The organism is Hoeflea sp. Naph1 (assembly GCF_046837775.1).
In the GTDB taxonomy this organism is placed as follows: domain Bacteria; phylum Pseudomonadota; class Alphaproteobacteria; order Rhizobiales; family Rhizobiaceae; genus Hoeflea.
Map to the genome: position 1 here is coordinate 2,015,534 of NZ_CP177286.1, position 24,459 is coordinate 2,039,992.

A 24,459-nucleotide genomic window follows, 5' to 3' on the forward strand; every position below is an offset into this window, starting at 1 on the left:
ATGTTGCGCCCGACTTCGAAGCGGCCTTTTTCGGCTGTCGCTGGTGTGTCGGGGATGCGCATCCATGGATGAAAAGCGCGGGTCTGACGGCCCGGAAAACCCGGGTGAAAGCGATGGCAGGGAGGCGGGCCGGTCGGAAAGCCTTGACGTCCGTCGTCAGCGCCTGGATGCCGAACTTCTCGCCCGCCGCAAGGTGGATCCGAAGAAGATCTCAAACCAGGAAGCTGCCAACGGCTATGCGCTTGCGGTCAAATTGTCGAGCGAGTTCATCGCCGGCGTGATCGTTGGAGCGCTGCTTGGCTATCTGATCGACAAGTTTATGGGCACAGCGCCCTGGGGCATGATTGTTTTTCTGCTCCTGGGGTTTTGTGCCGGAGTGCTCAATGTTCTGCGCTCGACCGGCGCGGTTGCCCAGTCAGACTCGACAGGGCGCAACAAGGCCGGTGGACGCGAAGAAGACGACAGGCAATAAGGTCCGGATAGTCCGGGTAGTGAGAAAGAGGCGTCAGGTGGCCACCGATCCAATTCACCAGTTCCAGATCAGCAAGCTTGTTCCCATTGAGATTGGCGGGCTTGACCTGTCGTTCACCAATTCTTCGCTGTTCATGGTCGGTACGGTTGCCCTGGCGGCCGGATTTCTGTTCCTGACCACAGCAAATCGCGGGCTGGTGCCATCGCGGCTGCAGTCGGTCTCGGAAATGTCATACGAATTCGTGGCCTCGATGCTGCGTGATGGGGCCGGATCGCAGGGCATGCGTTTCTTCCCGATGGTGTTCTCGCTGTTCATGTTCGTGCTCGTCGCCAACCTGATCGGCCTGTTTCCCTACTTCTTTACGATCACCAGCCATCTCATCGTTACCTTCGCATTGTCGATGTTCGTTGTCGGCACCGTGGTGGTCTACGGCTTCTGGAAACACGGGCTGGGCTTCCTCAAGCTGTTCGTGCCGCAGGGCGTGCCGGGCATGTTGCTGCCGCTGGTGGTGTTGATTGAAATCATCTCCTTCCTGTCGCGCCCGGTCAGCCTGTCTGTTCGTCTTTTCGCCAACATGCTGGCAGGCCACATCACCCTGAAAGTTTTTGCCGGGTTTGTCGTGTCGCTTGGCAGCATGGGCGCACTTGGCATAGGCGGCGCACTTTTGCCGCTGCTGATGACGGTGGCATTGACCGCCCTCGAATTCCTCGTTGCCTTTCTGCAGGCCTATGTCTTTGCGGTACTGACTTGCCTGTACCTCAACGACGCCCTGCATCCGGGCCACTAGGATCACTTCACCGGCGGATTGCCGCCAAACAACAGTTGCATTATCCCATTCCAAAGGAGTTCAATCATGGAAGCAGAAGCAGCAAAGTACATCGGTGCCGGCATCGCTTGCCTCGGCATGGGCGGCGCGGGCATTGGCCTGGGCAACATCTTCGGTAGCTACCTGTCGGGCGCCCTGCGCAACCCGTCGGCAGCCGACGGCCAGTTCGGCCGTCTGATTTTCGGCTTTGCCGTGACCGAAGCCTTGGGCATCTTCTCGCTGCTCGTTGCTCTCCTTTTGCTCTTCGCCGTCTAATAGACGAACGTTGATCAGGCTTGCCACGCCGGCTTTCCGGCGTGGCGGTTTATCTGGAGGTGACCATGTTTGTTGTGACCCCGGCTTACGCCGAGTCCAACCCTACCGAAGGGACCCATTCGGAAACCGGCGCGGTCGGCGGCGACGCCCATGGCGGCGGCGTATTTCCGCCCTTCAACCCCGAATATTTTGCCTCGCAGTTGCTCTGGCTGGCGATCACCTTCGGTGTGTTCTATCTGCTGATGGCGCGGGTCATTGTGCCCCGGATCGGTGGAATCCTGGAACACCGGCGTGACCGGATTGCCCAGGATCTCGATGAGGCCAATCGGCTGAAGGAAGAGAGCGACAACGCAATTGCCGCTTATGAGCAGGAACTGGCAGAAGCCCGCAAAAAGGCCGCTGCCATTGCCGAAACCGCCCGTGAAAAGGCCAAGATTGCTGCCAATGCCGAACGGGCAGCGAACGAAGCCGAAATCGCAACCAAGATGGTAGATGCCGAGAAAAGCATCTCCGCTATCAAGGCAAAGGCACTGGCCGATGTCGACGCCATCGCCGAGACAACTGCCACGGATGTGGTCAAGCATCTGCTTGGCGGCTCCGTGACCAAAGCCGAGGTCGCCTCCGCGATCCGCGCTGCATCCGGCAAGTAAGCGGGAGAGACGACCATGGACGCAACATTCTGGGCCTTTATCGGTCTTGTCATCTTCCTGGGCATTCTGGCTTACGTCAAAGTGCCTGCGATGTTGGCCGCTGCGCTGGACAAACGGTCCGACCAGATCCGCAATGAACTCGAACAGGCCACCAAGCTGCGCGAAGAAGCCCAGCAGTTGCTTGCCGAATATCAGCGCAAGCGCAAGGAAGCCGAAGTTGAGGCTGCAGGCCTTCTCAGCGCTGCTGAAAAGGAAGCTGCGCTTCTGCGCGAGGAAGCCAAGGTCAAGACCGAGGAATTTGTCAGCCGTCGTACCGCGATGGCCGAGCAGAAAATCCGCCAGGCCGAAGCCGATGCGATCAACGAGGTTCGCGCTTCAGCCGTCGATCTGGCGATTACAGCGGCCGAAAACCTGATCGGCGCAAAGGTCGACAGCAAGGTTTCCGGCAGCCTGTTCAAATCGTCGCTTGAGGAATTCAAGAAGCAGCTCAACTGACGCATACGCCTGATAAACAGCATTTGAGGCCGGGATCTGATCCTGGCCTTTTTTGATTCACGCGCAGCTTGCCGCGGCCGCACTCGGGCTGTTTGGGTATTGGGCGTATGCGGTGGACTTGTCGGCCCACTGACGCCAGTAGCGCGATAGAATGCCCGGAGATGCTCAGCCAGGCCCGTTCGAGAACTGCCCACTCTAGTCCTTGCGCAACGGACGAAATGTCATCCGGTGAAGCGGGCAGGGCCCGTGATCGGCAATCGCTGCAAGATGCCGAGCGGATCCATAGCCCATGTGGCTGTCAAACCCGTAGGCCGGGTAGATTGCGGCAGCGCGCGTCATCATCCGGTCGCGCGTCACCTTGGCGATGATTGAGGCTGCGGCAATCGACAGTGAACGTGCATCTCCCTTGATCAGCGCCCGCGCCGGGCATTTGAACCCTGGCGGTATGTCGCGGCCATCGACCAGCGCATAACTTGGCATCAGCGGCAGAGAGTGCAATGCCCGGCTCATTGCAGTGAGACTTGCGGCACGGATATTGGTGGCCTCGATTTCCCGCGCCGAGGCGCTGGCAATGGAAACCGTGGATGTGGCGAGGATATCCTCGAATAATCGTTCGCGGGCCTTCTTCGACAGCGCCTTGGAATCATTGAGCCCGTCGGGCAGGGCTTGCAGATCGAGAATTACTGCGGCAGCGACCACGGGTCCCGCAAGTGGGCCACGTCCGGCTTCATCGAGCCCGGCCACAAGCCCATGCGCTGCCAAATGCCGCTCGAAGCGGTCATCGGGCATCGTCGGGTAATCAGGAAACAGGGAATCGGGCGGGGTGCGGGTCATGTTGCGGCAAAGCTCGCACACCCGCCCGATCCTCTGCAAGGCCCGGCGGCTCGGGACGGGAGGCCGCACGGGCGCCGGACCGCCTGGACGGGGACGGTGGGCGGTCCGGATTTCACAAGAGCGCCGCGCGTTCGCAGAACACGCGAAGGTCGCTCGACACTCCCAACCAGCGCCGCGGGTTCGCAGAACACGCAAAGGTCGCTCGGTGGGACTTTCAGCGCCGCATATGCGCCTGCGCTTGGCCTGAAGGGAGCTTCCGTGCCACCGGCCAGGCAAGTCTCACAACAGACTCAGTTGCACTCCTTCGCCACGAGGCGGGATGAAGTGGTCGGTTCTCAGCTGTGTCTTGCGCAGGTTGAGCCCAAGCCGCTTTGCGGTGAGATCGAAACGACGGGCAATCTGCCAGGCATAGGGCCCGGTCCCGCGCATCCGCTTGCCAAATTCGGCGTCATAATCCTTGCCTCCCCGCATCGAGCGGATCAGCGACATCACATGGCGGTAGCGGTCAGGGTAGTGCCTGAGCAGCCAGTCGCGGAACAGCGGGCTGACCTCGATCGGCAGGCGCAACATCACGTAACCGGCGGCATCGGCGCCCGCTGCCTTGGCAGAATCGAGAATGCGTTCGATTTCGTGATCATTGAGGCCCGGGATTACCGGGGCTGCCATCACCGAAACCGGAATGCCGGCATCGGAAAGCGCGCGCATTGCTTCAAGCCGCTTTTCTGGGGTAGAGGCCCTCGGCTCCAAGGTCCGAGCCAGCTTTCGGTCCAGTGTTGTCACCGACAGCGCCACCCGCGCCAGCCCCTTTGAGGCCATCCGCGACAAGATGTCGATGTCACGTGTCACCAGTGCCGATTTGGTGACAATCCCCACAGGGTGCCCGGCGGCCTCGAGAACTTCGAGCAATTGCCGCATGATGCGCCATTGCCGCTCGATCGGCTGATAGGGATCAGTATTGGTGCCGATGGCGATCGGCTGCACCTTGTAGCCGGGCCGCGACAGCTCGCGCTCCAGAAGCCGCGGTGCATCCGGCTTGGCAAAAAGCCTGGCTTCGAAATCCACCCCTGCCGACAATCCCATATAGGCGTGGGAGGGGCGGGCGAAACAATAGACGCAGCCGTGTTCGCAGCCGCGATAGGGATTGATCGAGCGATCAAACGACAGGTCCGGCGACTGATTGCGGGTAATGATGGTGCGCGGCTTTTCCACCTGCACTTCGGTCTTGAACGGCGCCAGATCCTCCAGGCTGCTCCACCCATCATCAAAGACTTCACGGGTCTTGAGCTCATAACGGCCGGTCATGTTGAGCCCGGCGCCACGTCCGCGTATCCGGTCGTCGGTCACCCGAAAGCCGCTGGCTTTGACCAGCGCATCGGCTTCCACTGCCTGCAGTCCAGGCGCAAAGGCTGTCTGCTTCAAAGATGAAAGACTGGGCATGACACCTCCATGCGCATGAGTGGGGCTAGGGTTCAGGGCGGTAATCGTGATTATATTCCTAGGCGTAGTAAACGAACAAAGCAAGAACAAAATTCAGAATCCATGTTCGTGACAACCGCCGCAGTCTGAACGGGCTTCTGGCCTATCGTCCAATCATCGACTAGAAGGGGCGATGATCAGCGTATTTATTGAATGCAAGGACCAGGAAAGCGCGCTTGCGGCGACATTGTCGGTGCTTGTCGCCGGTGCGGTCGAAGGGTTGGTGGCTGAGGTGGTGATCCTCGATCGTGGCTCCAGCGACGGCACCGCACAGCTTGCCGATGCGGCCGGGTGCAGGTTTCTCGAAGATCCCGATCTTCGAGATGTGGTGCGTTCGGCGCGCGGCGACTGGCTGTTGCTGCTGGAGCCAGGCGCCCGTCCGTTGCTCGGCTGGATCGATCACATCGGCCAGCATCTGGCTGTCGGCGGAAAGGCGGCGCGAATGAGTCCGTCACGGGAGCATCGCTTGCCATTTCTGGCGCGGTTTCGCCGTCGTGCTTCGGCTCTGGAACACGGCGTGCTGATCCCCAAGGCCCAGGCTATCGCCAATGCCAAATCCGGCTATACACTCGAAAGTCTGGGGCGTGGCCTGGCGATGAAGCGGCTCAATTGCGAGATCGTTCCGGCCGCAGTGTTGTCACTCGGTTGAAGCGACCATGGCAGCGCTGAAGAGGATGTTCTCGGGAATTGGTCCGTGCCGGCATGTCAGAAATGTAGCGCGGTGTTTGTCATATCCTACTCCGCGGGCAGGGTCCGTGTCGCGGCAACGAACCAGTCGGGACGGGAAGCGCTGATTGCCGTTGCCGCAGCTCCCGCGGCCTGCGCATTGTCGTAGAGCCCGAAACAGCTGGCGCCCGATCCCGACATGCGGACAAACGACGCGCCGGTGTCGTCAAGTGCTGCCAGACAGGCGGATATCTGCGGCACCATCTGCCGCGCCGGCAATTCAAGATCGTTGCGGTTGGCCGCTAGGAAAGCCGCCAACGCGCCTCGGTCATCCAGGTGTCCCGGAAGCGGCAGCGGCGGATTTTGGCGACTCTGAAGCGCGGAAAAGACCGTGGGCGTCGACACCCCGATACGCGGATTGACAATCACTACATCGAGACTGAATCTGATTTTGAGCGGATCGATCTTTTCGCCAATGCCCGAGGCAATCAGCGGCCGTGAAACCAGGCACATCGGCACATCTGCGCCTAGGCCGAGCGCGATTTCCGAAAGCACATCGGCGGTCGGTTGAAAATTCCACAGCTGCCCGAGTAGCCGAAGAGCCGCCGCCGCATCGGCAGATCCGCCCCCGATGCCCGAGGCTACCGGCAGCCGCTTGTTAAGCCTGATTTGCACCGCAGGCGCCGCATGACCGGCGGCGTGCGCAGCCTGGCGCAGTGCGTCACGCGCCCGGGTCACCAGGTTGTTGTCAGATGAAAGTCGCGACAAAGCGCCTGCTTCAGGTCCGACAAGATCAAATGAATCCGCATCTGCCAGATCAGCTGACACCTGATCCCCGAGCTCGGTGAATACCACTAGGCTCTCGATCAGGTGATAGCCGTCAGTCCGCTGTCCGGTCACGTGCAGCGCGAGATTGATCTTGGCCGGGGCATTAGCTGTCAGCATCAAGTGTGTCTCGAACTGTCGCCGGGCGGCAAGCCCGGTCAGCCTTGCTGAACGGTTTTGCCGCTATCCGGTCCCAGATCGCTTTTCTTGTCCGCGCCCGCCGCACCGGCATCGGGCACAATCGCTCCGCTGTCCTTGGGCCCGGTTTCCGCCGTTGCCGGCATCGCCCCATCGTCAGCCGGCAATCCGTCGCTCAGCTTCTGCTCGATCTGCGGCTTGAGTTCTTCGTCAGGTTCATTGGTAAGCGCCCGTTTCCACTGGAAGGTGGCTTCGAGCTTGCGGCCGACGCGCCAATAGGCGTCACCGAGGTGATCGTTGATTGTCGGATCGGCCGGCTTGAGCTCGACCGCGCGTTCGAGTTCGCGCACCGCATCGTCATATTGGCCGAGCCGGTAATGCGCCCAGCCCAGCGAATCGACGATGTAGCCGTCATTTGGCCTCAGATCGACAGCAGCACGGATCAGATCCATGCCCTCCTTGAGGTTCATGTTCATGTCGATCCAAGAATAGCCCAGGTAGTTCATGACCTGTGGTTGATCCGGAAACAGTTCCAGCGCGCGTTTGAAATGCAACTCGGCCCGTGGCCATTGCTTCAGCCGTTCCTGGGCGATGCCGGCCTGAAAGAACAGGTTCCAGTCGTTGCGCGTCGGCGTTGGTCCAACCACCGCGATGGCGGTCTCGTAATTGAGCGCCATTTCCGCGTAATCCTTGTCCTGCGACAGCACGCTGCCATAGGCGAGGTAACTCCTGATATCGGTCGGGTCCGATGCGATCAGCGCCTTGAGATGATCCTTGGCCTCGGCGTTGCGGCCCTGGTCGGCAAGCGCCAGCCCCAATTGCAGTTCCGATACCCGGCGCATCGGCGATTTCTCGGGCACCTCCGAGTAAAGCGCGATGGCGTCATCGATCTTGCCGAGCCGTTCCTTCAGCCCGCCAAGGATGACCAGTGTTGCCGCGTTGTTAGGGTCCAGCGCCCGGGCAAATTGCAGATAAACCGCAACCGTTTCCTCTGCACCTTCGCGGTTGAGCGCGCTGCCAAGCGTGAACAGCACGGCAGCTGCGCCCTGCTGGGCGGTCTTTACGCCGGGCTCGGGCTTGCCGTCGTCCATGATCACCTGCCGCAGCGCAGCCAGCGGTGCGTAGCCGGGCGAAAATTCCTCACCGGCGGCCAGCGTGTCCAGCGCTGCGCGCTTGTTGCCGTCCCTGGCTTCCAAGCTGGCGAGCGCCATCACCGTACGAATATAGGTGTCAGGTGCAGCTCCGCCGCCTTGCGGGTCGGCGACAAGCTCCTTGAAATGAGCCCGAGCTTCGGCCTTCTTACCCAAGGCGAGCGCCATTGCGCCAGCATGGTAGCGCGTGAAAACCGGGTACCAGGGTGATCCGTCCAGCGCCAGGATGGATGTCAGCGCGGCCTCGCCCTTGCCATCGCCGAAATCGGCCCACGCCTTCAGCAGCGTGTTGAGCAGCCGGTCGATCGGGTTGCTGTCTTCAGGGTCGAGCAGTGTGCCGGCCTTGCGGTATTCCCGCATTGCCGTGGCCTCGACCGCAAGCGCCAGCCGTGAAATCTGGGCGACCGCCGGGTCGTCCTTCAGTTCCCGTGCCAGCGCGGCGCCTTCGGTGAACCGCCCATCGGTAAACAGAGCCACCATCAGCCGTTGTTTGACATCGGTGTTTTCCGCGTCGAACTCCAGCGCCTTGCGGTAATATTCGATGGCGTGACCGGTGTCGTTGTCGAAGTCGGCGGTCCGACCGGCCAGGAATGCGCCGGCAAAACCAAGAAAGTTCGGCTGTTCATCGTCGGTCGCGGCAGCGGCCGGGGTGACGAGTGCGTTCGTTGCCCCACCGATGGATAGAAAAACGCCCAGCGCAAGGCTGGCCGCAAACCGGGCTGTCATGTGTCGCCGCATCAAGTCGTGCCTCATGTTCGATCTGGCCATGCACCGGCCCATTGCCGAGGCATAATTACCCAACACCATGGCTTTTTTGGCGCAGTGCGACAAGAGTGGTACTGCATGTTGGCATGATGGCTGCATCAATTCAGGCGTTACCTGCCGTCAAACATCTAGCTCGCCCGGTTGATGCAAAACGCGATGACTTCCAGCAGCGCTGCCTTTTGTTCCGAGTCAGGCAACGGCGCCAGCGCATCGCGGGCAATCGATGCATAATGTTCGGCCCGTGCCGTGGTGTCTTTCAGGCTGCCATATTTGGTGATCAGCCCGAGCGCTTTTTCCAGCGCCTGCTCGTCGCTATTGCCGCCTTCGATGGCCTCGCGCCAGAACGCCCGTTCTGATTCGTTGCCGCGGCGGTAGGCCAGCACCACCGGCAGGGTGATCTTGCCTTCGCGAAAATCGTCGCCGACATTCTTGCCCAGGTCACTGGCCGAGCCGCCATAGTCGAGCACGTCGTCGATCAACTGGAACGCCAGGCCGAGATTGATGCCGTAGGATCTGAGCGCATTGCGCTCGGCCTTGCTGGCCTCGGCAATGATCGGCCCGACCTCGCAGGCCGCCGAAAACAGCGCCGCGGTCTTGGCGCGAATCACCGACAAGTAATCATCCTCGGTGGTTTCCATGTTCTTGGCCACCGAGAGCTGCAGCACTTCGCCTTCGGCAATCACAGCCGCCGCCGTCGACAGCACGTCGAGTGCATCGAGCGAGCCGACTTCGACCATCATCTTGAAGGCCTGGCCGAGCAGGAAATCGCCCACCAGCACGCTGGCCTGGTTGCCCCAGATCATCCGCGCCGTCGAGCGGCCACGCCTGAGGTCGCTTTCGTCCACCACATCGTCGTGCAGCAATGTCGCCGTGTGCATGAATTCGACGGCCGTGGCGAGCTTTACATGGGCTTCACCGTCATAGCCGAACATGGTCGCCGAGGCGAGCGTCAGCATCGGTCTGAGCCGTTTGCCGCCCGACGAAATCAGGTGGTTGGCAACCTCCGGAATCATCGCCACGTCCGACCCGGCCTTGGACAGGATCAACTGGTTGACCCGGTCCATGTCGGCACGTGTGTTGTCGACCAGCGGCTTGACCGAGGCATCGCGGCGGTTTCCGTCTTCCAGTGATATCACTACGCCCAAGGGACTGGACTCCTGTTGCATGTTCCGAGCCACAATATTCAGCGCCGAACACCATCGCAAGCGGCGATTTGGCGCGGTGGGGCTTGATAAGTCATACAATGGGATGAAACAAAGGAATGAAGAGGACAGACCATGCATGATCTCATCCGCACCAACGATCCGGTGCTCATCTCCTTTGTCGAGAGCCTGATGCGCGATGCCGGCATTGGTTGCATGGTCGCCGACAGCGGTATGAGCATTCTCGAGGGCTCGGTGGGGGTGATCCCGCGGCGCATCCTGGTGGAGACAGAGATGGCCACTCAGGCCCGCCGCATCGTCATTGACGCCGGTCTTGAGGCCGAGCTCAGACCATGGAACGGCAGTTGATGCCCGAACCTGAGATCAGCATCGGCGTGGTCCCGGCACCGGCTTCCGGGCAGTGCGGCGAGGAGCGTGCCACCGTTGCCGCGACCAGCGCCGGTATTGATCCCGGCCAAGTGCCTGCCGGCTTTACCGTCGATGCATTCCACAATGGCGCTTTCCACCTGCTGCAGCCGTCAGGCGCCGGCCATCGCGCCGGCATGGACGCCATGCTTCTGGCGGCGACGGTGCCTGAGGCCGCACGCGGTTCGCTTGCCGACCTGGGCGCAGGCGCCGGCGCTGCGGGGCTTGCGGCGGCATCCCGTCTCACCGATCTCGAAGTGGTGCTGGTCGAACGGGCCACAGCGATGGCGCATTGCGCACGTGCCACATTGGAACTGGCAGCCAACGCCCATTTGGCAGCGCGGGCCCGTGTGATCGAGGCGGATGTGACGTTGCGCGGAGCCCAGCGCCGGGCTGCTGGGCTTGCCGACGAGGCCCATGACTACGTGATCATGAACCCACCCTTCAATTCCGGCCGGGATCGCAAGACGCCCGATCCGCTCAAGGCCGAAGCCCACGCCATGGAAATCGAGGATCTGTTCGAGCGCTGGCTCAGAACCGCCAACGCCATCCTCAAGCCCGGAGGGCAGGTCTCGATCATCGCCCGGCCCGAATCATTGGGCGACATCCTCATGGGGATGGGCAAGCGCTTTGGCGGCGTTGAAATAACCCCCGTCCGCCCCCGTATTGGCGACGACGCCATCCGCATCCTCGTCACCGCCATCAAGGGAAGCCGTGCGCGCATGCTGCTGCGCGATCAGATTTTGCTTCATGATGGACCCGGCCATGCCCTGTCACCGCAGATGAGTGATCTCAGTAATGGCCGTGTCGCCTGGACGCGGCGCTCGAAAATCCGGCCTCCACGTTGATTCCGGCTTCGACGTGCGCGCCGAAATAGGTGAGTCCGGTCTGCGCGTGCCATTGCACTGAAGCCGAAAAGACATACATGGGTTGGACCGGGGAACGGCTCTCCGGGCCGATGCTGCTGCGCATCGCTGACAACAGGATTTGTTTGCCATGGTTTCTTTGAATTCGTTTCTGCCTGCCCGTTACCGCAAGGATGTCACTGTCATCCCGGTGGTTCGCTTGCATGGCGCGATCATGGCCGGCGGCAGCCAGTTCCGTTCCAATCTCAATATTGCCCAGGCTGCACCGCTGCTGGCGCGCGCCTTTGCAGACAAGAAGGCGCCGGCGGTAGCGATCATGGTCAATTCACCGGGCGGTTCGCCGGTGCAGTCGCGGCTTATCTACAAGCGTATCCGCGATCTGGCGGCTGAAAAGAACAAGAAGGTCCTCGTCTTCGTCGAGGATGTCGCGGCCTCCGGCGGTTACATGATCGCCTGCGCTGGTGACGAAATCATCGCCGACCCGTCCTCCGTTGTCGGCTCGATCGGGGTGATTTCCGCTGGATTCGGCTTTACCGGATTGATCGACAAGATCGGCGTCGAGCGCCGGGTCTACACCGCCGGTGAGAACAAGTCGCTGCTCGATCCGTTCCAACCGGAAAATCCCGACGACATCGCCTACCTCAAGGAACTTCAACTCGACATCCACAAGGTCTTCATCGATCTGGTCAAGGACAGCCGCGGCAGCCGTCTCAAGGACGATCCGGACCTCTTCACCGGTCGGTTCTGGACGGCGATCCGCGGCATCGAGTTGGGCCTGGTCGATGGACTGGGCGATCTGCGCTCAACCCTGCGTGATCGCTATGGCGACAAGGTGAAAATGCGGCTGATCGCGCCGCAACGCGGCATGTTTGGCCGCCGCACGCCGGGTGTTTCCGCGGGGATGGCCGCCGAAGCGCTTGCCGGGATGGGCGAAGCAGGGTTGAATGCGCTGGATGAACGGGCGCTCTGGTCGCGCTACGGGCTGTAACCGCAAACCGGGTTCGAACACGAGGCCGGGAAACTGGCTCGAAAATAGGCCTGGAAACTGGCCCGGAAACTGGCCCGGAAACTGGGAAGGGATCGCAACATGCCGCAGCTTCTTCTGCTTGCCACCGTAGGTGCCGTTGCCTGGTTGGGGTACAAACGGTTCGTGGCCGAGGCTGCGCGCGTCAGCGCCAGAGTGCGCGCGGCGGAAAAGGAAACCCGGTCGGGCGCTCAAGGTACGTTGATCGAAGACCCTGAAACAGGTGAATACCGGTTGCGCAAACCCGACGAGTAGGCGTGCAGCATACCGGTGCCGGCCACACAAATCTCGGCGGTCGGGGTGCCTGCGTATGCGCTTGCATCATCTGCGCACCCTTGACCGTGATGATGAGCCATGGCACCTGTCGCGACACTTCCCGGACGCAGTAGAGGCGGCGGGAGAACCATGCGTTTCATCCGGACCCAAGCCATGACCGTTGCCGATCACAACCATCCCACCCGTTCGTTCCAGGGCCTGATCCTGGCCCTTCACCGCTATTGGGCGGATTATGGCTGTGTGATCCTTCAGCCCTACGACATGGAAGTCGGCGCCGGCACGTTTCATCCGGCAACGACTTTGCGGGCGCTCGGGCCCAAGCCGTGGAACGCCGCTTACGTGCAGCCCTCGCGCCGTCCCAAGGATGGCCGCTATGGCGAAAATCCCAACCGGCTGCAGCATTATTATCAATATCAGGTCATCCTCAAGCCCAACCCGTCGAACCTGCAGGAGCTCTATCTGGGCTCGCTGGCCGCCATCGGCATCGATCCCTTGCTGCATGACATCCGCTTTGTCGAGGATGACTGGGAGAGCCCGACGCTCGGCGCCTGGGGGCTCGGCTGGGAATGTTGGTGCGACGGCATGGAAGTCAGCCAGTTCACCTATTTCCAGCAGGTCTGCGGCATCGAATGTGCACCTGTGGCGGGCGAATTGACCTATGGGCTCGAACGTCTGGCGATGTATGTTCAGGGCGTCGACAATGTCTACGATCTCAATTTCAACGGCCGGGAAGGTGCCGAAAAGGTCACCTATGGCGATGTTTTCCTGCAGGCCGAACAGGAATATTCCCGTTACAATTTCGAAATGGCTGATACGGCGATCCTGCTCAAGCATTTCGAGGACGCCGAGAAGGAATGCGAAGCCATTCTTAAAGCAGGCGCGCCGACCGAGCCCGGCTCACTGCACAGATGCGTACTGCCGGCTTACGACCAGTGCATCAAGGCAAGCCACGTGTTCAACCTGCTGGATGCCCGCGGTGTCATTTCCGTGACCGAACGTCAGGGCTACATTTTGCGGGTCCGCAATCTCTCGCGGCAGTGCGGCGAGGCATTCCTGCTGACCGATGCCGGCGGCGCTCAGTTCCTTCAGGCGGCGCAATAATACCCCACATCGCGCAAGCGCGTCGTGAAGCCTTGTTTACCTGGTAGCAGGTGCAAGGCTTCGCGGTACAACAGACCGCAGACGACGCAGGTCGTTCCCGGGCGCGCCGCCAGCTGTGCTTCAGGCCGCGGAGATCGAGTTGTTGGAGGTGACGGACGTATGTCCGTCCTGTAGTTCATCGAACGCGCGGTTCTTGTGGTAGGCGCGCTTGTCTTCATACATCAACCGGTCCGCCCGCTTGACCAGATCCTCCATCGATTCGCCATCCTGACTGGTAGCCACGCCGATGGAGACGCTGATCGGCGCATTGGAATAGAACTGGTTGTTGATGTGCAGCAATTCATTGATGGTCTCGACCACGGAGGCGGCAGTTTTCTTGTCGGCGCCGGGCATCAAGACGATGAATTCATCGCCGCCGATACGGGCGGCATGATTGGGACGTGACACAACCGAGTTGAGTACTTCGCCGAACCGGCGCAACAACGCATCTCCGGCGTCGTGGCCAAGCTGGTCGTTGGCGTCCTTGAGGCCATTAAGATCCATCACGATAGCCGACACCGGACGCAGCGGCTTGCGCTCGAGGCGGTTCATTTCGTCCTTGTAAAAGGCGCGGTTGTGCAGCTTGGTCAGCACGTCGTGCTTGCCCAGATATTCGAGATAGGCTTCGGCCTTCTTGCGCGCGGTAATGTCGGTAAGTGCGACCTGTACCTGTGCCCAGTCGTTTTCGTGCCCAGGCAGCACCGAAAAATGCAAGAGGATATGCCGCACGGTTCCATCAAGCGCATAGTTGACCACCTCCCGGGAATGAAACAGGCGTCCCTCCCAGAGATCCATCAATTGCTCTCTGAAAGGCTTTTCCATTTCATCGCGAAAGATTTCGATCTGGCGCTGCAACAACGTCTGAACGTCGGGCGCGCAGAACAGGTCGAGCGTCGCTTGATTGACATTGATGATCCGGATTTCGCTCATGCATTGCTGCACGAATTCCGGATGCACATCCATGAACACGCGAAAATCGTCGATACCGCGTTCGCGGATCGTTTCAAGCAGGTTCCGTATCTGGCTGAAATCCTCGACCCAGAGCGATACCGGCGAATATTCAAACAGGCCCTCGGCATAACGGCGGCTCTTGATTTCGTTCCGGCGCGCATCCTCGCGTACCGTTACATCTTCGGTGGTCAGCAGGATCCGGTCCAGCGTCTGCTCGTGGCCCGGCAACACAGCGCCGCGAAGCAGGATGTCCATGCGCCGGCCGGAAAGCGAGTAATTGACTGAATTGCTGAGGAATTCGGTTTTCCCGTCCCACAACTCGGCAAGCTCATTGACATGGCTCTCGAGCATTTCGTCGCGAAACACGACCGACAAATTGTCGGTGAGATGCTGTTGGCTGTCAGCTTCAAACAGCTCCAGCGTCTTCTGATTCACCTTGAGGACCCGGATTGCCGCCGAACAGGCCGCGACACGCGAAACATCTTCCTTCAGATAGGCACGGATGTCCGTGACACCGTCAGCGCGCCAACGGTCGAACAGCAGCTTGACGTCGCCAAAATCCTCGATCCACATCGCAATCGGCGCCAAATCGAAGATGCTGGTGTCGGAATAATTCATTCTACCCGCGTCCCTATCCAGAGAAAAAACGCCAAGCTTGTTTTGCTGCCGGACGCGTCTGATTCATAGTCGCGGATTATTGGTCGCCAATGGTAAAGCAATGCTTGACAAAACCTCGTTGAAAATCGTTGCGCAGGTCAATTTTGACAGGGAGCCGCAATCTGCAAAATTCATTTTAACGACACCGGTTTACTTGCCGTGTCCCGTGGATTTTTCCGGGCTTCCGGCATAAGGTCCCAATCCTGTTCGGTTGTGCCTGGGCAAATCGATAACCATGGGGAGAATGGCGCATGATGACTTGGATTATTTTGGCGGTGCTGGCTGGCATCGTGCTCTATGGAGTTTCGCTCTACAACACGCTGGTTAAGAACCGCCAGATGGCGGGAGAGGGCTGGAGCGGCATTGACGTTCAATTGAAGCGGCGGGCGGATTTGATTCCCAATCTTCTCGAAGCAGTCAAAGGCTATATGTCGCACGAAAAGGAACTTCTCGAGGAAGTCACCCGACTGCGCAGCCAGGCTGTCGCCGGAAACGCCGGCTCTCCCGAGCAGAGGGCTTCGATCGAAGGTGCGCTGAGCGGTGCGCTTGGTCGGTTGATGGCGGTCGCTGAAAGCTATCCCGACCTCAAGGCCAGCGAGAATTTCAGGGAATTCCAGCAGGCTCTCGAAGAGACCGAAAACGAGATTTCAATGTCCCGGCGCTATTACAACGGTGCCGTGCGCAATCTTAATGTCTCGGTGGAAACCTTCCCCTCGGTGCTGATTGCCAACCAGTTCGGTTTCGTCAAAGCCGAGTATTTCGAAATCGAGGAAGAGGCCGACCGCGCCGTTCCCAAGGTTTCTTTCCAGTAAGAAAGTTTCGTCAGGGGGACCAGACCATGCGGCATTGGCTTATCGCGATCGTTGCCTGCTGTGTGCTGCTTGTTCCGCAAGCAGCCACGGCGCGCGAGGAAATACGCTCCTACATCGCCGACATCGAGGTTCGCACCGATGCGGCGATTGAGGTCACCGAGACGATCACGGTCAATGCCGAGGGTGGCGACATCCGGCGCGGCATTTATCGCGATATTCCGTTGCGCGCGCTTGATGAGTGGGGGCTCTGGTCCGAGAACGGTTTCGACCTCATCGAGGTGCTCCACAACGGTCAGCCGTCGCCCTACAGCACTGAATGGCAGGGTCGGTTTTTCAGAATCTATATAGGCGATGCCGATACCATCATCCCGCACGGCGTACACACCTACACGATCCGCTATCTGACCACCCGGCAGCTGCGGTTTTTCGATGACTATGACGAGCTTTACTGGAACGTGACCGGCAATTTCTGGAGCTTTCCGATTCTCGCAGCCGAAGCCCGTGTGCATCTGCCCGATGGTGCCCGTGTGCTCAAGGACCATGTGGCCGCATATACCGGCGCCTTTGGCGCCACCGGTGGCAACTACACGGGGTCGATTAACGGCAGTTCCGATGTCCGTTTTGTTTTGACCCGTCCACTCGGCGCCGAGGAGGGAATGACCATCGCGGTCGGCTTTTCCAAGGGCGTGGTCACGCCGGATGCGGACGGCGCATCTGCAAGCCTGGGCAGCAATTTTGGCATATTTCTGCTGATCCTGGGCTGGCTCGGCGTTCCGGCCTATTTTCTCTATGCCTGGAACAAGGTTGGCCGTGATCCGCCGTCGCCGCCGATCATTCCGTTGTTTCATGCGCCCGACAATCTTTCGCCGGCAGCACTTTCCTACGCCCACTTCAACCGGTTTCGCCAGGGCGCCAGGGGGGCTGACCTGTCGTTCATCGCAGCACTTTTATCGCTGGGCGTTAAACGTTTCCTGACAATCGACGAATACAAAGACGGCAACATCGTTTTCAAACGTGGACCTGTCGCCAACAAGCACCCCCAGCCTGCCTTGCCTGCAGGCGAAAACGCGCTCTATTCGGGGCTGCTCGGCAACCGGTCTGAAATCTATCTCGACAAACACAATGGCCCGACCCTGCAGAGTGCGCAGATGGCCCTGCGCAGCGCCATACAGGACGAATATCAAGGCAAATATTACCGTGCCAACACCGCCTGGTTCGCTTTCGGTGTCGTCATCGCGATCGTTACATTCGTCGTTGGTATCATTCTGCAGGACCCGCCGAAATCGGGGCTTGGGTACTTGATCATGGCCCTGTTCACATCGCTGTTTGGCGGCGCCATCTGGGTCGTCGGCCGGATAGTGTTCAGAAGCCCCGGGGCCGGATTTGTCCGCCGGATCTTTGGCGGCCTGCTGCTCATCATCGGTACCGTGGTGTTTCTGGGTGGGGCCGCGGTGGTGGCGACACCCGGCGATGTGCCGATTTATCGCCTGGCGGCCGCGCTTGTGGTTGTCGGCATGGCGGTCATTATCCTGATGCTCTGGCTGCTGGGCGCGCCGACCAGGCTTGGCGCCAAGGTTCTTGCCGATATCAAGGGTTTCAAGCTCTATCTCGAAACCGCCGAAACCAACCGGCTCAACCTGCGTGACGCGCCGAAGATGTCGGAGGAACTGTTTGAGCGGTTTCTGCCCTATGCGGCCGGCCTGGGTGTTGAAAAACCCTGGTCTGAAGCATGGGCTTCGCATCTGGCGCGGGTCGCGCCGGACCGTGCAAATGACTATCAGCCCGGCTGGTACCACGGCAATTCCTGGTCTCCCGGCAATATCGGTGCGGCAGCGGCCTCGTCGGTGGCGGCGGTATCGGCGGCAATGGCTGCGTCCATGCCCGCACCCAAGAGTTCGTCCGGTTCGTCCGGTGGCGGCTCGTCTGGTGGCGGCGGCGGCGGCGGCGGCGGCGGTGGCTGGTAGCCCCGCGCATGCAGCTCTGAATTTCCATGGTGACGCGGCGTTTAACCGGTGCCGGGCTTGCACTGCCGGTGGGTGTGCGTCTCGAGACCGGCAATTACGGGCACGGAGACAGGGACAGATATCGCCATGACCAAAGGGGCACGCCGCCGGAACCGTCCCCATTCGCATCAAGGTTGAGGACAGAAAGAGCTGTTTCTGGTGTGCCTGCGGCCAGTCGCTCGATTGAGCCGAGCATCGTTGTCGCCCCTTTCTCGTGCCGGCCGCATCCCGCTTTGGGCGGATAATCCTCAATCGACAGATGACATTTCCGGCCGGGCTTGCTAAGTCCCGGCCGAATTCCGATTGCAGGATATCCCATGCCCGACCTACTGATTGAACTCCGCTCCGAGGAAATTCCCGCACGCATGCAGCGCAAGGCTGCCGGCGATTTGCGCAAATCCGTGACCGACGCACTGGTTGACGCGGGCCTGACCTACCAGGCCGCGCGCGAATACTGGACGCCGAGACGGCTGACGCTGGATGTTCGCGGCCTGACCGCCCGGTCCAAGGATGTCAAAGACGAGATCAAGGGCCCATCCACCAAGGCGCCGGAACAGGCAATCGCCGGCTTCATGCGCAAGGCCGGGCTCAACGATATTTCTGAGGCCCATATTCATACCGATCCGAAGAAGGGCGATTTCTATCTGGCCCGCATTTCCCGGCCGGGCCGGTCCGCCGAAGAGATCATCGCCGACGTGATGCCGGGCATCATTCGCGGTTTCTCCTGGCCGAAATCAATGCGCTGGGGCAGTGCCTCTATGCCCAAGGGGGCAAGTTACAACGGCATCGAAGGCAAGGGTGGCGAAGCGCTCAGATGGGTGCGCCCGCTGCAATCGATCATCTGCACTTTCGGCCCGGAAACCGAGGACCCGACCGTCATCGGCTTTGCCGTCGATGGTCTTGTCGCCGGCAACCAGACCGCCGGCCACCGCTTTCACGCGCCCGATCCGTTCACCGTGCGGCGGTTTGACGATTACGTCGAAAAGCTCGAGCGCGCGCATGTGGTGCTCGACGCCGACCGGCGCAAGGAAATCATTCTTTCCGACGCCCGCAACCTCGCCTTTGCCTCCGGTCTGGAGCTGGTCGAGGACGAGGCGCTGCTTGATGAAGTCTCCGGACTGGTCGAATGGCCGGTGGTGCTGATGGGCGAGTTCGAGGAGGATTTCCTGCAGATCCCCGACGACATCATCCGGCTGACCATCAAGACCAACCAGAAATGCTTCGTGCTCAGGAAGCCCGGCAACGGGCTGTCCAACAAGTTCATCTTGGTTTCCAACATCGAGGCCAGCGACGGCGGCAAGGAAATTGCCCTTGGCAACGCCAAGGTGGTGCGCGCGCGGCTTTCCGATGCGCTCTATTTCTGGACGACCGACCAGGCCAATCTGCCCGACATGGCCAAGCTTGAAGCTTCGGCTGAAAAGCTCGGACTCGATATGGCCAAACCGCTCGATCAGCGCATGGCGCGCCTGGATCAGCTGAACGTCACCTTCCACGCCAAGCTAGGCAGCCAGGGCGAACGCGTTCAGCGCATCGCCAAACTGGCAGCCGAACTGGCGCCATCGGTCGGTGCCGATCCGGCGCTGGCCACCCGCGCGGCACTGCTTGCCAAGGCCGATCTGACCACCGAAGTGGTCGGCGAATTCCCCGAATTGCAGGGCGTGATGGGCCGCATCTATGCCGGCCTGCAGGGCGAGAATGCGAGCGTCGCAGCCGCTCTAGAAGAACACTACAAGCCGCAAGGCCCGTCAGATGAAGTGCCGACCGATCCGGTGTCGATCGCCGTCGCCTTGGCTGACAAGCTCGACACGCTGGTCGGCTTCTGGGCCATCGACGAAAAGCCGACGGGATCGAAAGATCCCTATGCGCTGCGCCGCGCGGCGCTGGGCGTGATCCGGATAGTGGTCGAAAATCAAATCTCGTTGTCGCTTTATGAAGTATTCTTTGCTGCGACTCCGATTGAAATTTGGAATTCGGACAGCGCATACGATCGCGTTCTTGAGCTTTCGGAGGCTGCTGAAATTGTCGGTGGTAGCGCGATTAAACAAGGATTCGTAGATCAGGTTTGGGCGGAGTATGTTGCTCCTGAACGTAAAGATAAAATACAAGTTGTTATTACTCGATCCTATATGGACCTCTTGTCCTTCTTCCACGACCGCCTCAAGGTTTACCTCCGCGACAAGGGCGCCCGCCACGATCTGATCGACGCCGTGATTACACCGGCTTCCGATGACCTGTTCGACATCACCCGTCGGGTCGAAGCACTGGGTGCCTTCCTCGATACCGAAGACGGCAAGAACCTGCTGGCCGGCGCCAAGCGCGCCGCCAATATTCTTGCCGCCGAGGAGAAGAAGGGCACGGCTGTTGTCAAGACGGTTGATCCGGCGCTGTTCGAGTTCGATGCCGAGAAAAACCTCTTTGCCGCAGTGAATCAATCTGTCAGCGCAGCGACTCAAGCGATTGAGAATGAAGATTATTCCGCTGCCATGAGCGCACTTGCCACTTTACGTGAACCCGTTGATTCATTTTTTGAAGCAGTACTGGTAAACGCAGAAGTTGAAAGTGTTCGGGCGAATCGCCTCGCACTGCTCGCCATGATCCGTCAGGCCACCGGAGCAGTTGCCGACTTCTCCCGCATCGCCGGATAGCCTACACCGCAGGCTGGCACGGTTCACCGGTCAGCCGAAGCCGCAGCCTGTGGTCGGAGTTCGTGTGTAGAAAACAACAATGCCCGAAGCCGGCAACCCCTGGAGGAGGGCGCCGGCCAAGTGCCTTCGCGATGACCCGGTGTTGGGGTCTGTGCGGGGCAGGGAAGGGCTAGTTCAGCCTGAGCTCGAATTTTGACGCATCAAACGGCTTGGCTGCTTCGGCGGTATCGATGCCCAGCGCCGACGTCGTGGCCTCGGTGTCGATCCCGGGTGCGGTGTTGGCGATCACCGGCTTGTACAGCGGCGGTGCCACCAGCGCCGGTTCGGTCACCGGCGTTGCGGTTCGTGGCATGTCGGTTTTGATGATGGCCGCAGCGGTCATCGGCTGGTCAGACACCACGTCGTCGGCAGCCTTTGGCAGGTCTGCAATTTTGGTGTCACTTGGCGGGGAGACGCCCAGCGCAACCAGGTCCATATCGCTGGCCTTGCGCACCATGGTCACCGGCGATCCGCCAAGCCATCCTTCGGTGCGGTAGATCATCATCTGGCCGTCGACTTCCCGGACCTCGATGATCTGTTCGCCCAGCCCGAGTTTGACTTCGGCTTCAGCGGCTTTTTCGGCCGCTTCGCGCACGCAGGACGGACAGCCGATTTCGATAATGCTGCTCCGCTCGCTCCCGGTCGCTGTGAATGGGCCAACCGATGTGGCGCTGGCCGCACTGGCGCCTACGTACAGACTCGCCGTCAGGATCAATCTCAGCATGTGGCTACTCCCCTTTTCGCCGGAAATTCCGGTTCTGGTGAGTTCACTCTAGCGAAGGGCTGTTACGATCCGGTTTTCGAAGGAGGTAACCAATTGATTAAGTTGGGCCGCTTCAATCGGCCCCTGAAAATCTCTAGGACTCGCGCGCAACCGCCTGCCAGCCGATGTCGCGCCGGCAAAAGCCGTCCGGCCAATCAATCGCGTCGACTGCTTGATAGGCCAGCGCCTGGGCGGTTTTGACGTCCGGCCCACGCGCGGTGACATTGAGCACTCGTCCGCCATTGGCGACCAGTTCTGCGCCGTTGAGCGCTGTGCCTGCGTGAAACACCTTGGCGCCGTCGGCTTCGGCTGCTGCCAGTCCGGCAATCGGTGTCCCTTTTTTCGGTGTGCCGGGATAGCCTTCTGCCGCCATCACCACTGTCAGCGCCGCATCGTCGCTCCAGCGCGCCGAAACATGGGCGAGGCCACCTTCGGCAGCCGCGTTGAGCAGCACCACGATATCGTCCCTGAGCCGCATCATCAGCACCTGGCATTCCGGATCGCCGAAACGCACATTATATTCGATCAGCTTGGGGCCGTCGGCGTCGATCATCAGTCCGGCATAGAGCACCCCGGTAAACGGCGCGCCGATCTCCGCCATGCCGCGCATGGTAGGCTCGATGATTTCCTTCATGGTGCGTTCGATCAGTGCAGGGGTCAGCACCGGCGCCGGTGAATAGGCGCCCATGCCGCCGGTATTGGGGCCGGTATCGCCGTCGCCCACCCGCTTGTGGTCCTGGGCCGTGCCGAACGGCAGCGCCGTCTTGCCGTCACACAGGCAGAAGAAGCTGGCCTCCTCGCCGGTCAGAAATTCCTCGACCACGACTTCCGCGCCGGCCGCGCCAAACGCGCCCTCGAAACAATCCTCGATCGCGGCAAACGCTTCTTCAATGGTCATCGCCACGGTGACACCCTTGCCGGCGGCCAGCCCATCAGCCTTGATCACGATAGGCGCGCCTTGCGCCCGTGCATAGGCCTTTGCCTTGGGCGCATTGTTGAAGCGCTGATAGGCGGCGGTGGGAATGTTCTGGCGCGCGCACAGATCCTTGGTAAAGCCCTTCGAGCCTTCCAGCTGTGCCGCCTGCGCCGAGGGTCCGAACACGCGGATACCGGCGCCAACAAGCGCGTCGGCAAGACCGGCAACCAGCGGTGCTTCCGGTCCGACAACCACCAGGTCGATATTCTTGTCGCGGCAGAATGCAATCACGGCGGCATGGTCGCCGACATCGAGATCGGTCAGCGTCGCGTGCTCCGCAATGCCGGGATTGCCGGGTGCGGCAAACAGGGTGTCGAGTATCGGCGATTGTGCCATCTTCCAGGCCAATGCATGTTCGCGGCCGCCCGATCCAATCAGCAGGATGTTCATCGTTGCGCACTCCGTTGCAAGCTCCCGCGCGCAGTTTGCGGGCGTGGGGACGGGGTAGGGAATAGCAGCCCCAGCGTCAAGACAGGGCGTGCATCTGCCTCATGCCAATCGCCCGAAAGCGGGATTTTGAGGCGCGGAACTTGACGCCAGCGGGCGCTGCTGCCAACAGTCGCGCCATGTCGGAAGCTCCACAAACCACCGAAGCCGAAACCGCCAGGGTCGCCGATGCGCCCTCGGGCAACTGGGTCTACCGGGTGCTGCCGCGCGCACTCTGGCCGCACGCCCAGCTTGCCCGCTGGGACCGCCCGATCGGCTGGCAATTGCTGATGTGGCCATGTTTCTGGTCGGCAGGTCTTGCCGCCAATGTAGCCAGCCAGGCCGGCCTCTGGGCGCCCGCAACCACGCTCTGGCACCTGGTCCTGTTCATCACCGGCGCCATTGCCATGCGCGGCGCCGGCTGCACCTGGAACGATCTGGTCGATTTCAAGATCGACGCGATGGTGGCGCGCACCCGGTCGCGGCCCTTGCCGTCGGGCCGAATTTCACGCCGTGCGGCAATTGCGTTCCTGTTCGTCCAGGCCTTGGTGGGGCTTCTGGTGCTGGTCCAGTTCAATGGGTTTTCGATTGCGCTGGGCATTGCTTCGCTCGGTGTCGTGGCGATCTATCCCTTCGCCAAGCGGTTTACAGATTGGCCGCAATTCTTTCTCGGGCTGGCGTTCTCCTGGGGCGCGCTGATGGGCTGGGCGGCAATGTTTGGCTCCCTGTCACTGCCGCCGCTGCTGCTTTATGCGGGCGCGATCGCCTGGACCATCGGCTATGACACGATTTACGCCCATCAGGACAAGGAGGACGACGCTCTAGTCGGCGTGCGCTCCACTGCACGGCTGTTTGGTGCCAATACCAAGGTCTGGCTGGTAGCATTTTACGGGTTGTTTGCAGCACTTGCGTTGTCGGCTTTCCTTCTGACTGCGGTCGCCTGGCCCGCCTATGCCGGCCTGGCGCTGGCGATTGTCCTGCTCGGTTGGCAGATCCGGGTTATCGACATTGACGATGCCGACCAGTGCCTGGCTTTGTTCAAGGCCAACAGCCATGTCGGTCTGATCGTGTTTCTTGGCCTCATCACAGCACTGCTCGCCTGAACATCGCACTCCCGTGACAAGCAAAATCCCGGCCGCTTCTTTCAAGCAACCGGGATTTTGGGTCGTTTCGCTATGATGGTTCAGCGCCGCGCGATGATCTCGCGGCCCTCGATGCGCATGCGAATTCCCATCTTGCCGGTTGAACGACGCACCAGAAAGCGCGGACGCCGGTCGGCGATCTGGTTGTGGCGGCGGCGGCGTATCGGTGCTGCTGCCGGCTGGTTCTGGCCGTCGTCGAGCGGACGGGCGACGCCATCGGCCTCCACCATCATCATCGGCAGGCCATAGATCTCCGCCCAGGTACGCCAGTCGGCGGCGATATCATCAAGATCATGGGCAACCAGCAGCGGCACGCACAAGGCGCTGTCGTTGTGGTGCAGTTCCAGCGTTACCGTCACCGTGCCGTCGCCATGATCGATGGCGCGCGCCGCCACACCCTTGAAGGCGCGGGCGGGCAGGGCGATCGACAGCGGCAGGCCTGATTTCGATAGCATCTTCTTGACCACCGCCCCGCGCTGGTCGATCGTTACCGAAACTTCCTGCAGGTCGTCGCGTGCCGCATAGGACACCCGTTGCGGAAAGTTGGCTGGGTCCAGTCTGAGTTCGAACCCGGCCCATACGGGCTTCAAAACTGTATTGGTCATTATTGTCGCCTTC

General features: G+C 60.8%; 24 protein-coding genes. 15 read left to right on the forward strand and 9 right to left on the reverse strand.

Translation table 11 applies throughout. The features are described 5' to 3' along the window. Positions 1 to 64 precede the first annotated feature (64 nt). The 5 genes from ACK6D9_RS09545 to ACK6D9_RS09565 all read left to right on the forward strand — a co-directional run bounded on the left by ACK6D9_RS09545 (position 65) and on the right by ACK6D9_RS09565 (position 2,698). The gene (locus ACK6D9_RS09545; protein WP_412051486.1) at positions 65 to 472 is read left to right on the forward strand and encodes an AtpZ/AtpI family protein; all 408 of its coding nucleotides are present in this window, start codon (positions 65 to 67) and stop codon (positions 470 to 472) included. 37 nt (positions 473 to 509) lie between these two features. Then, positions 510 to 1,259: a F0F1 ATP synthase subunit A gene (locus ACK6D9_RS09550; protein ID WP_267655909.1), complete on the forward strand. Its 750-nt coding sequence runs from the start codon at positions 510 to 512 to the stop codon at positions 1,257 to 1,259. 66 nt (positions 1,260 to 1,325) lie between these two features. Beyond that, positions 1,326 to 1,553: a F0F1 ATP synthase subunit C gene (locus tag ACK6D9_RS09555; protein ID WP_007196430.1), complete on the forward strand. Its 228-nt coding sequence runs from the start codon at positions 1,326 to 1,328 to the stop codon at positions 1,551 to 1,553. 65 nt (positions 1,554 to 1,618) lie between these two features. Beyond that, positions 1,619 to 2,203, forward strand: a complete 585-nt coding sequence (locus ACK6D9_RS09560; RefSeq protein ID WP_412051487.1) for a F0F1 ATP synthase subunit B — start codon at positions 1,619 to 1,621, stop codon at positions 2,201 to 2,203. Positions 2,204 to 2,218: 15 nt separating this feature from the next. Beyond that, a complete protein-coding gene (locus ACK6D9_RS09565; RefSeq protein WP_322988616.1) occupies positions 2,219 to 2,698 on the forward strand; it encodes a F0F1 ATP synthase subunit B in 480 nt (159 codons plus the stop codon). A 195-nt stretch (positions 2,699 to 2,893) separates the two neighbouring features. On the opposite strand, the gene ACK6D9_RS09570 is transcribed toward ACK6D9_RS09565, so the two are convergent. Together ACK6D9_RS09570 and ACK6D9_RS09575 are read right to left on the reverse strand one after the other, a co-directional pair. Then, the gene (locus tag ACK6D9_RS09570) at positions 2,894 to 3,532 is read right to left on the reverse strand and encodes a ribonuclease HII (protein ID WP_412051775.1); all 639 of its coding nucleotides are present in this window, start codon (positions 3,530 to 3,532) and stop codon (positions 2,894 to 2,896) included. A 279-nt stretch (positions 3,533 to 3,811) separates the two neighbouring features. After that, positions 3,812 to 4,969, reverse strand: a complete 1,158-nt coding sequence (locus ACK6D9_RS09575) for a PA0069 family radical SAM protein (RefSeq protein WP_412051488.1) — start codon at positions 4,967 to 4,969, stop codon at positions 3,812 to 3,814. A gap of 172 nt (positions 4,970 to 5,141) precedes the next feature. On the opposite strand from ACK6D9_RS09575, the gene ACK6D9_RS09580 reads away from it, so the two are divergent. After that, a complete protein-coding gene (locus tag ACK6D9_RS09580) occupies positions 5,142 to 5,657 on the forward strand; it encodes a glycosyl transferase (protein ID WP_412051489.1) in 516 nt (171 codons plus the stop codon). An 86-nt stretch (positions 5,658 to 5,743) separates the two neighbouring features. On the opposite strand, the gene ACK6D9_RS09585 is transcribed toward ACK6D9_RS09580, so the two are convergent. The 3 genes from ACK6D9_RS09585 to ACK6D9_RS09595 all read right to left on the reverse strand — a co-directional run bounded on the left by ACK6D9_RS09585 (position 5,744) and on the right by ACK6D9_RS09595 (position 9,698). Continuing rightward, positions 5,744 to 6,619, reverse strand: coding sequence for a 4-(cytidine 5'-diphospho)-2-C-methyl-D-erythritol kinase (locus ACK6D9_RS09585; RefSeq protein WP_412051490.1), 876 nt, complete (start codon positions 6,617 to 6,619; stop codon positions 5,744 to 5,746). A 38-nt stretch (positions 6,620 to 6,657) separates the two neighbouring features. Continuing rightward, a complete protein-coding gene (locus tag ACK6D9_RS09590) occupies positions 6,658 to 8,526 on the reverse strand; it encodes a tetratricopeptide repeat protein (RefSeq protein ID WP_412051491.1) in 1,869 nt (622 codons plus the stop codon). Positions 8,527 to 8,681: 155 nt separating this feature from the next. Continuing rightward, positions 8,682 to 9,698: a polyprenyl synthetase family protein gene (locus ACK6D9_RS09595; RefSeq protein WP_412051492.1), complete on the reverse strand. Its 1,017-nt coding sequence runs from the start codon at positions 9,696 to 9,698 to the stop codon at positions 8,682 to 8,684. Positions 9,699 to 9,830: 132 nt separating this feature from the next. Between ACK6D9_RS09595 and ACK6D9_RS09600 the strand changes: the two genes are divergently transcribed. From ACK6D9_RS09600 to ACK6D9_RS09620, 5 genes are all read left to right on the forward strand, one after another. Further along, a complete protein-coding gene (locus tag ACK6D9_RS09600; protein ID WP_322990023.1) occupies positions 9,831 to 10,064 on the forward strand; it encodes a DUF2007 domain-containing protein in 234 nt (77 codons plus the stop codon). Beyond that, entirely contained in the window at positions 10,064 to 10,969 is a 906-nt protein-coding gene (locus ACK6D9_RS09605; protein ID WP_412051493.1) for a tRNA1(Val) (adenine(37)-N6)-methyltransferase, read from the forward strand. Before ACK6D9_RS09600 ends, ACK6D9_RS09605 begins: the two co-directional genes overlap by 1 nt. 148 nt (positions 10,970 to 11,117) lie before the next feature. Further along, complete coding sequence (locus ACK6D9_RS09610; protein ID WP_322990025.1) at positions 11,118 to 11,975, forward strand: S49 family peptidase; 858 nt, start codon at positions 11,118 to 11,120, stop codon at positions 11,973 to 11,975. A 99-nt stretch (positions 11,976 to 12,074) separates the two neighbouring features. Then, positions 12,075 to 12,266: a hypothetical protein gene (locus ACK6D9_RS09615; RefSeq protein ID WP_322990026.1), complete on the forward strand. Its 192-nt coding sequence runs from the start codon at positions 12,075 to 12,077 to the stop codon at positions 12,264 to 12,266. A 174-nt stretch (positions 12,267 to 12,440) separates the two neighbouring features. Beyond that, positions 12,441 to 13,388: a glycine--tRNA ligase subunit alpha gene (locus ACK6D9_RS09620; RefSeq protein ID WP_412051494.1), complete on the forward strand. Its 948-nt coding sequence runs from the start codon at positions 12,441 to 12,443 to the stop codon at positions 13,386 to 13,388. 120 nt (positions 13,389 to 13,508) lie between these two features. On the opposite strand, the gene ACK6D9_RS09625 is transcribed toward ACK6D9_RS09620, so the two are convergent. Beyond that, positions 13,509 to 14,996 carry a diguanylate cyclase domain-containing protein gene (locus tag ACK6D9_RS09625; protein WP_412051495.1) on the reverse strand — a complete coding sequence of 496 codons (1,488 nt, stop codon included), beginning with the start codon at positions 14,994 to 14,996 and terminating at the stop codon, positions 13,509 to 13,511. Positions 14,997 to 15,286: 290 nt separating this feature from the next. Here ACK6D9_RS09625 and ACK6D9_RS09630 point away from each other — a divergent pair, with 290 nt between their 5' ends. The 3 genes from ACK6D9_RS09630 (at position 15,287) to glyS (ending at position 20,495) form a co-directional block, all read left to right on the forward strand. Beyond that, on the forward strand, positions 15,287 to 15,847 hold the full coding sequence (locus ACK6D9_RS09630) for a LemA family protein (protein ID WP_412051496.1): 561 nt from the start codon (positions 15,287 to 15,289) through the stop codon (positions 15,845 to 15,847). 26 nt (positions 15,848 to 15,873) lie between these two features. Further along, a complete protein-coding gene (locus ACK6D9_RS09635) occupies positions 15,874 to 17,811 on the forward strand; it encodes a DUF2207 domain-containing protein (protein ID WP_412051497.1) in 1,938 nt (645 codons plus the stop codon). A 356-nt stretch (positions 17,812 to 18,167) separates the two neighbouring features. Continuing rightward, positions 18,168 to 20,495 carry a glycine--tRNA ligase subunit beta gene (gene glyS, locus ACK6D9_RS09640; RefSeq protein ID WP_412051498.1) on the forward strand — a complete coding sequence of 776 codons (2,328 nt, stop codon included), beginning with the start codon at positions 18,168 to 18,170 and terminating at the stop codon, positions 20,493 to 20,495. A gap of 169 nt (positions 20,496 to 20,664) precedes the next feature. Here glyS and ACK6D9_RS09645 read toward each other — a convergent pair whose 3' ends face one another. Together ACK6D9_RS09645 and purD are read right to left on the reverse strand one after the other, a co-directional pair. Then, on the reverse strand, positions 20,665 to 21,258 hold the full coding sequence (locus ACK6D9_RS09645) for a plant virulence effector HPE1-like domain-containing protein (RefSeq protein ID WP_412051499.1): 594 nt from the start codon (positions 21,256 to 21,258) through the stop codon (positions 20,665 to 20,667). A 133-nt stretch (positions 21,259 to 21,391) separates the two neighbouring features. Then, positions 21,392 to 22,663: a phosphoribosylamine--glycine ligase gene (gene purD / locus ACK6D9_RS09650; protein ID WP_412051500.1), complete on the reverse strand. Its 1,272-nt coding sequence runs from the start codon at positions 22,661 to 22,663 to the stop codon at positions 21,392 to 21,394. A gap of 176 nt (positions 22,664 to 22,839) precedes the next feature. Between purD and ubiA the strand changes: the two genes are divergently transcribed. After that, positions 22,840 to 23,802: a 4-hydroxybenzoate octaprenyltransferase gene (gene ubiA, locus ACK6D9_RS09655; protein WP_412051776.1), complete on the forward strand. Its 963-nt coding sequence runs from the start codon at positions 22,840 to 22,842 to the stop codon at positions 23,800 to 23,802. Between the two features lie 80 nt (positions 23,803 to 23,882). Here the strand turns inward: ubiA and ACK6D9_RS09660 are convergent, their stop codons facing one another. Then, positions 23,883 to 24,446, reverse strand: a complete 564-nt coding sequence (locus ACK6D9_RS09660; RefSeq protein WP_322989797.1) for a DUF6101 family protein — start codon at positions 24,444 to 24,446, stop codon at positions 23,883 to 23,885. Between the last annotated feature and the right edge of the window lie 13 nt (positions 24,447 to 24,459).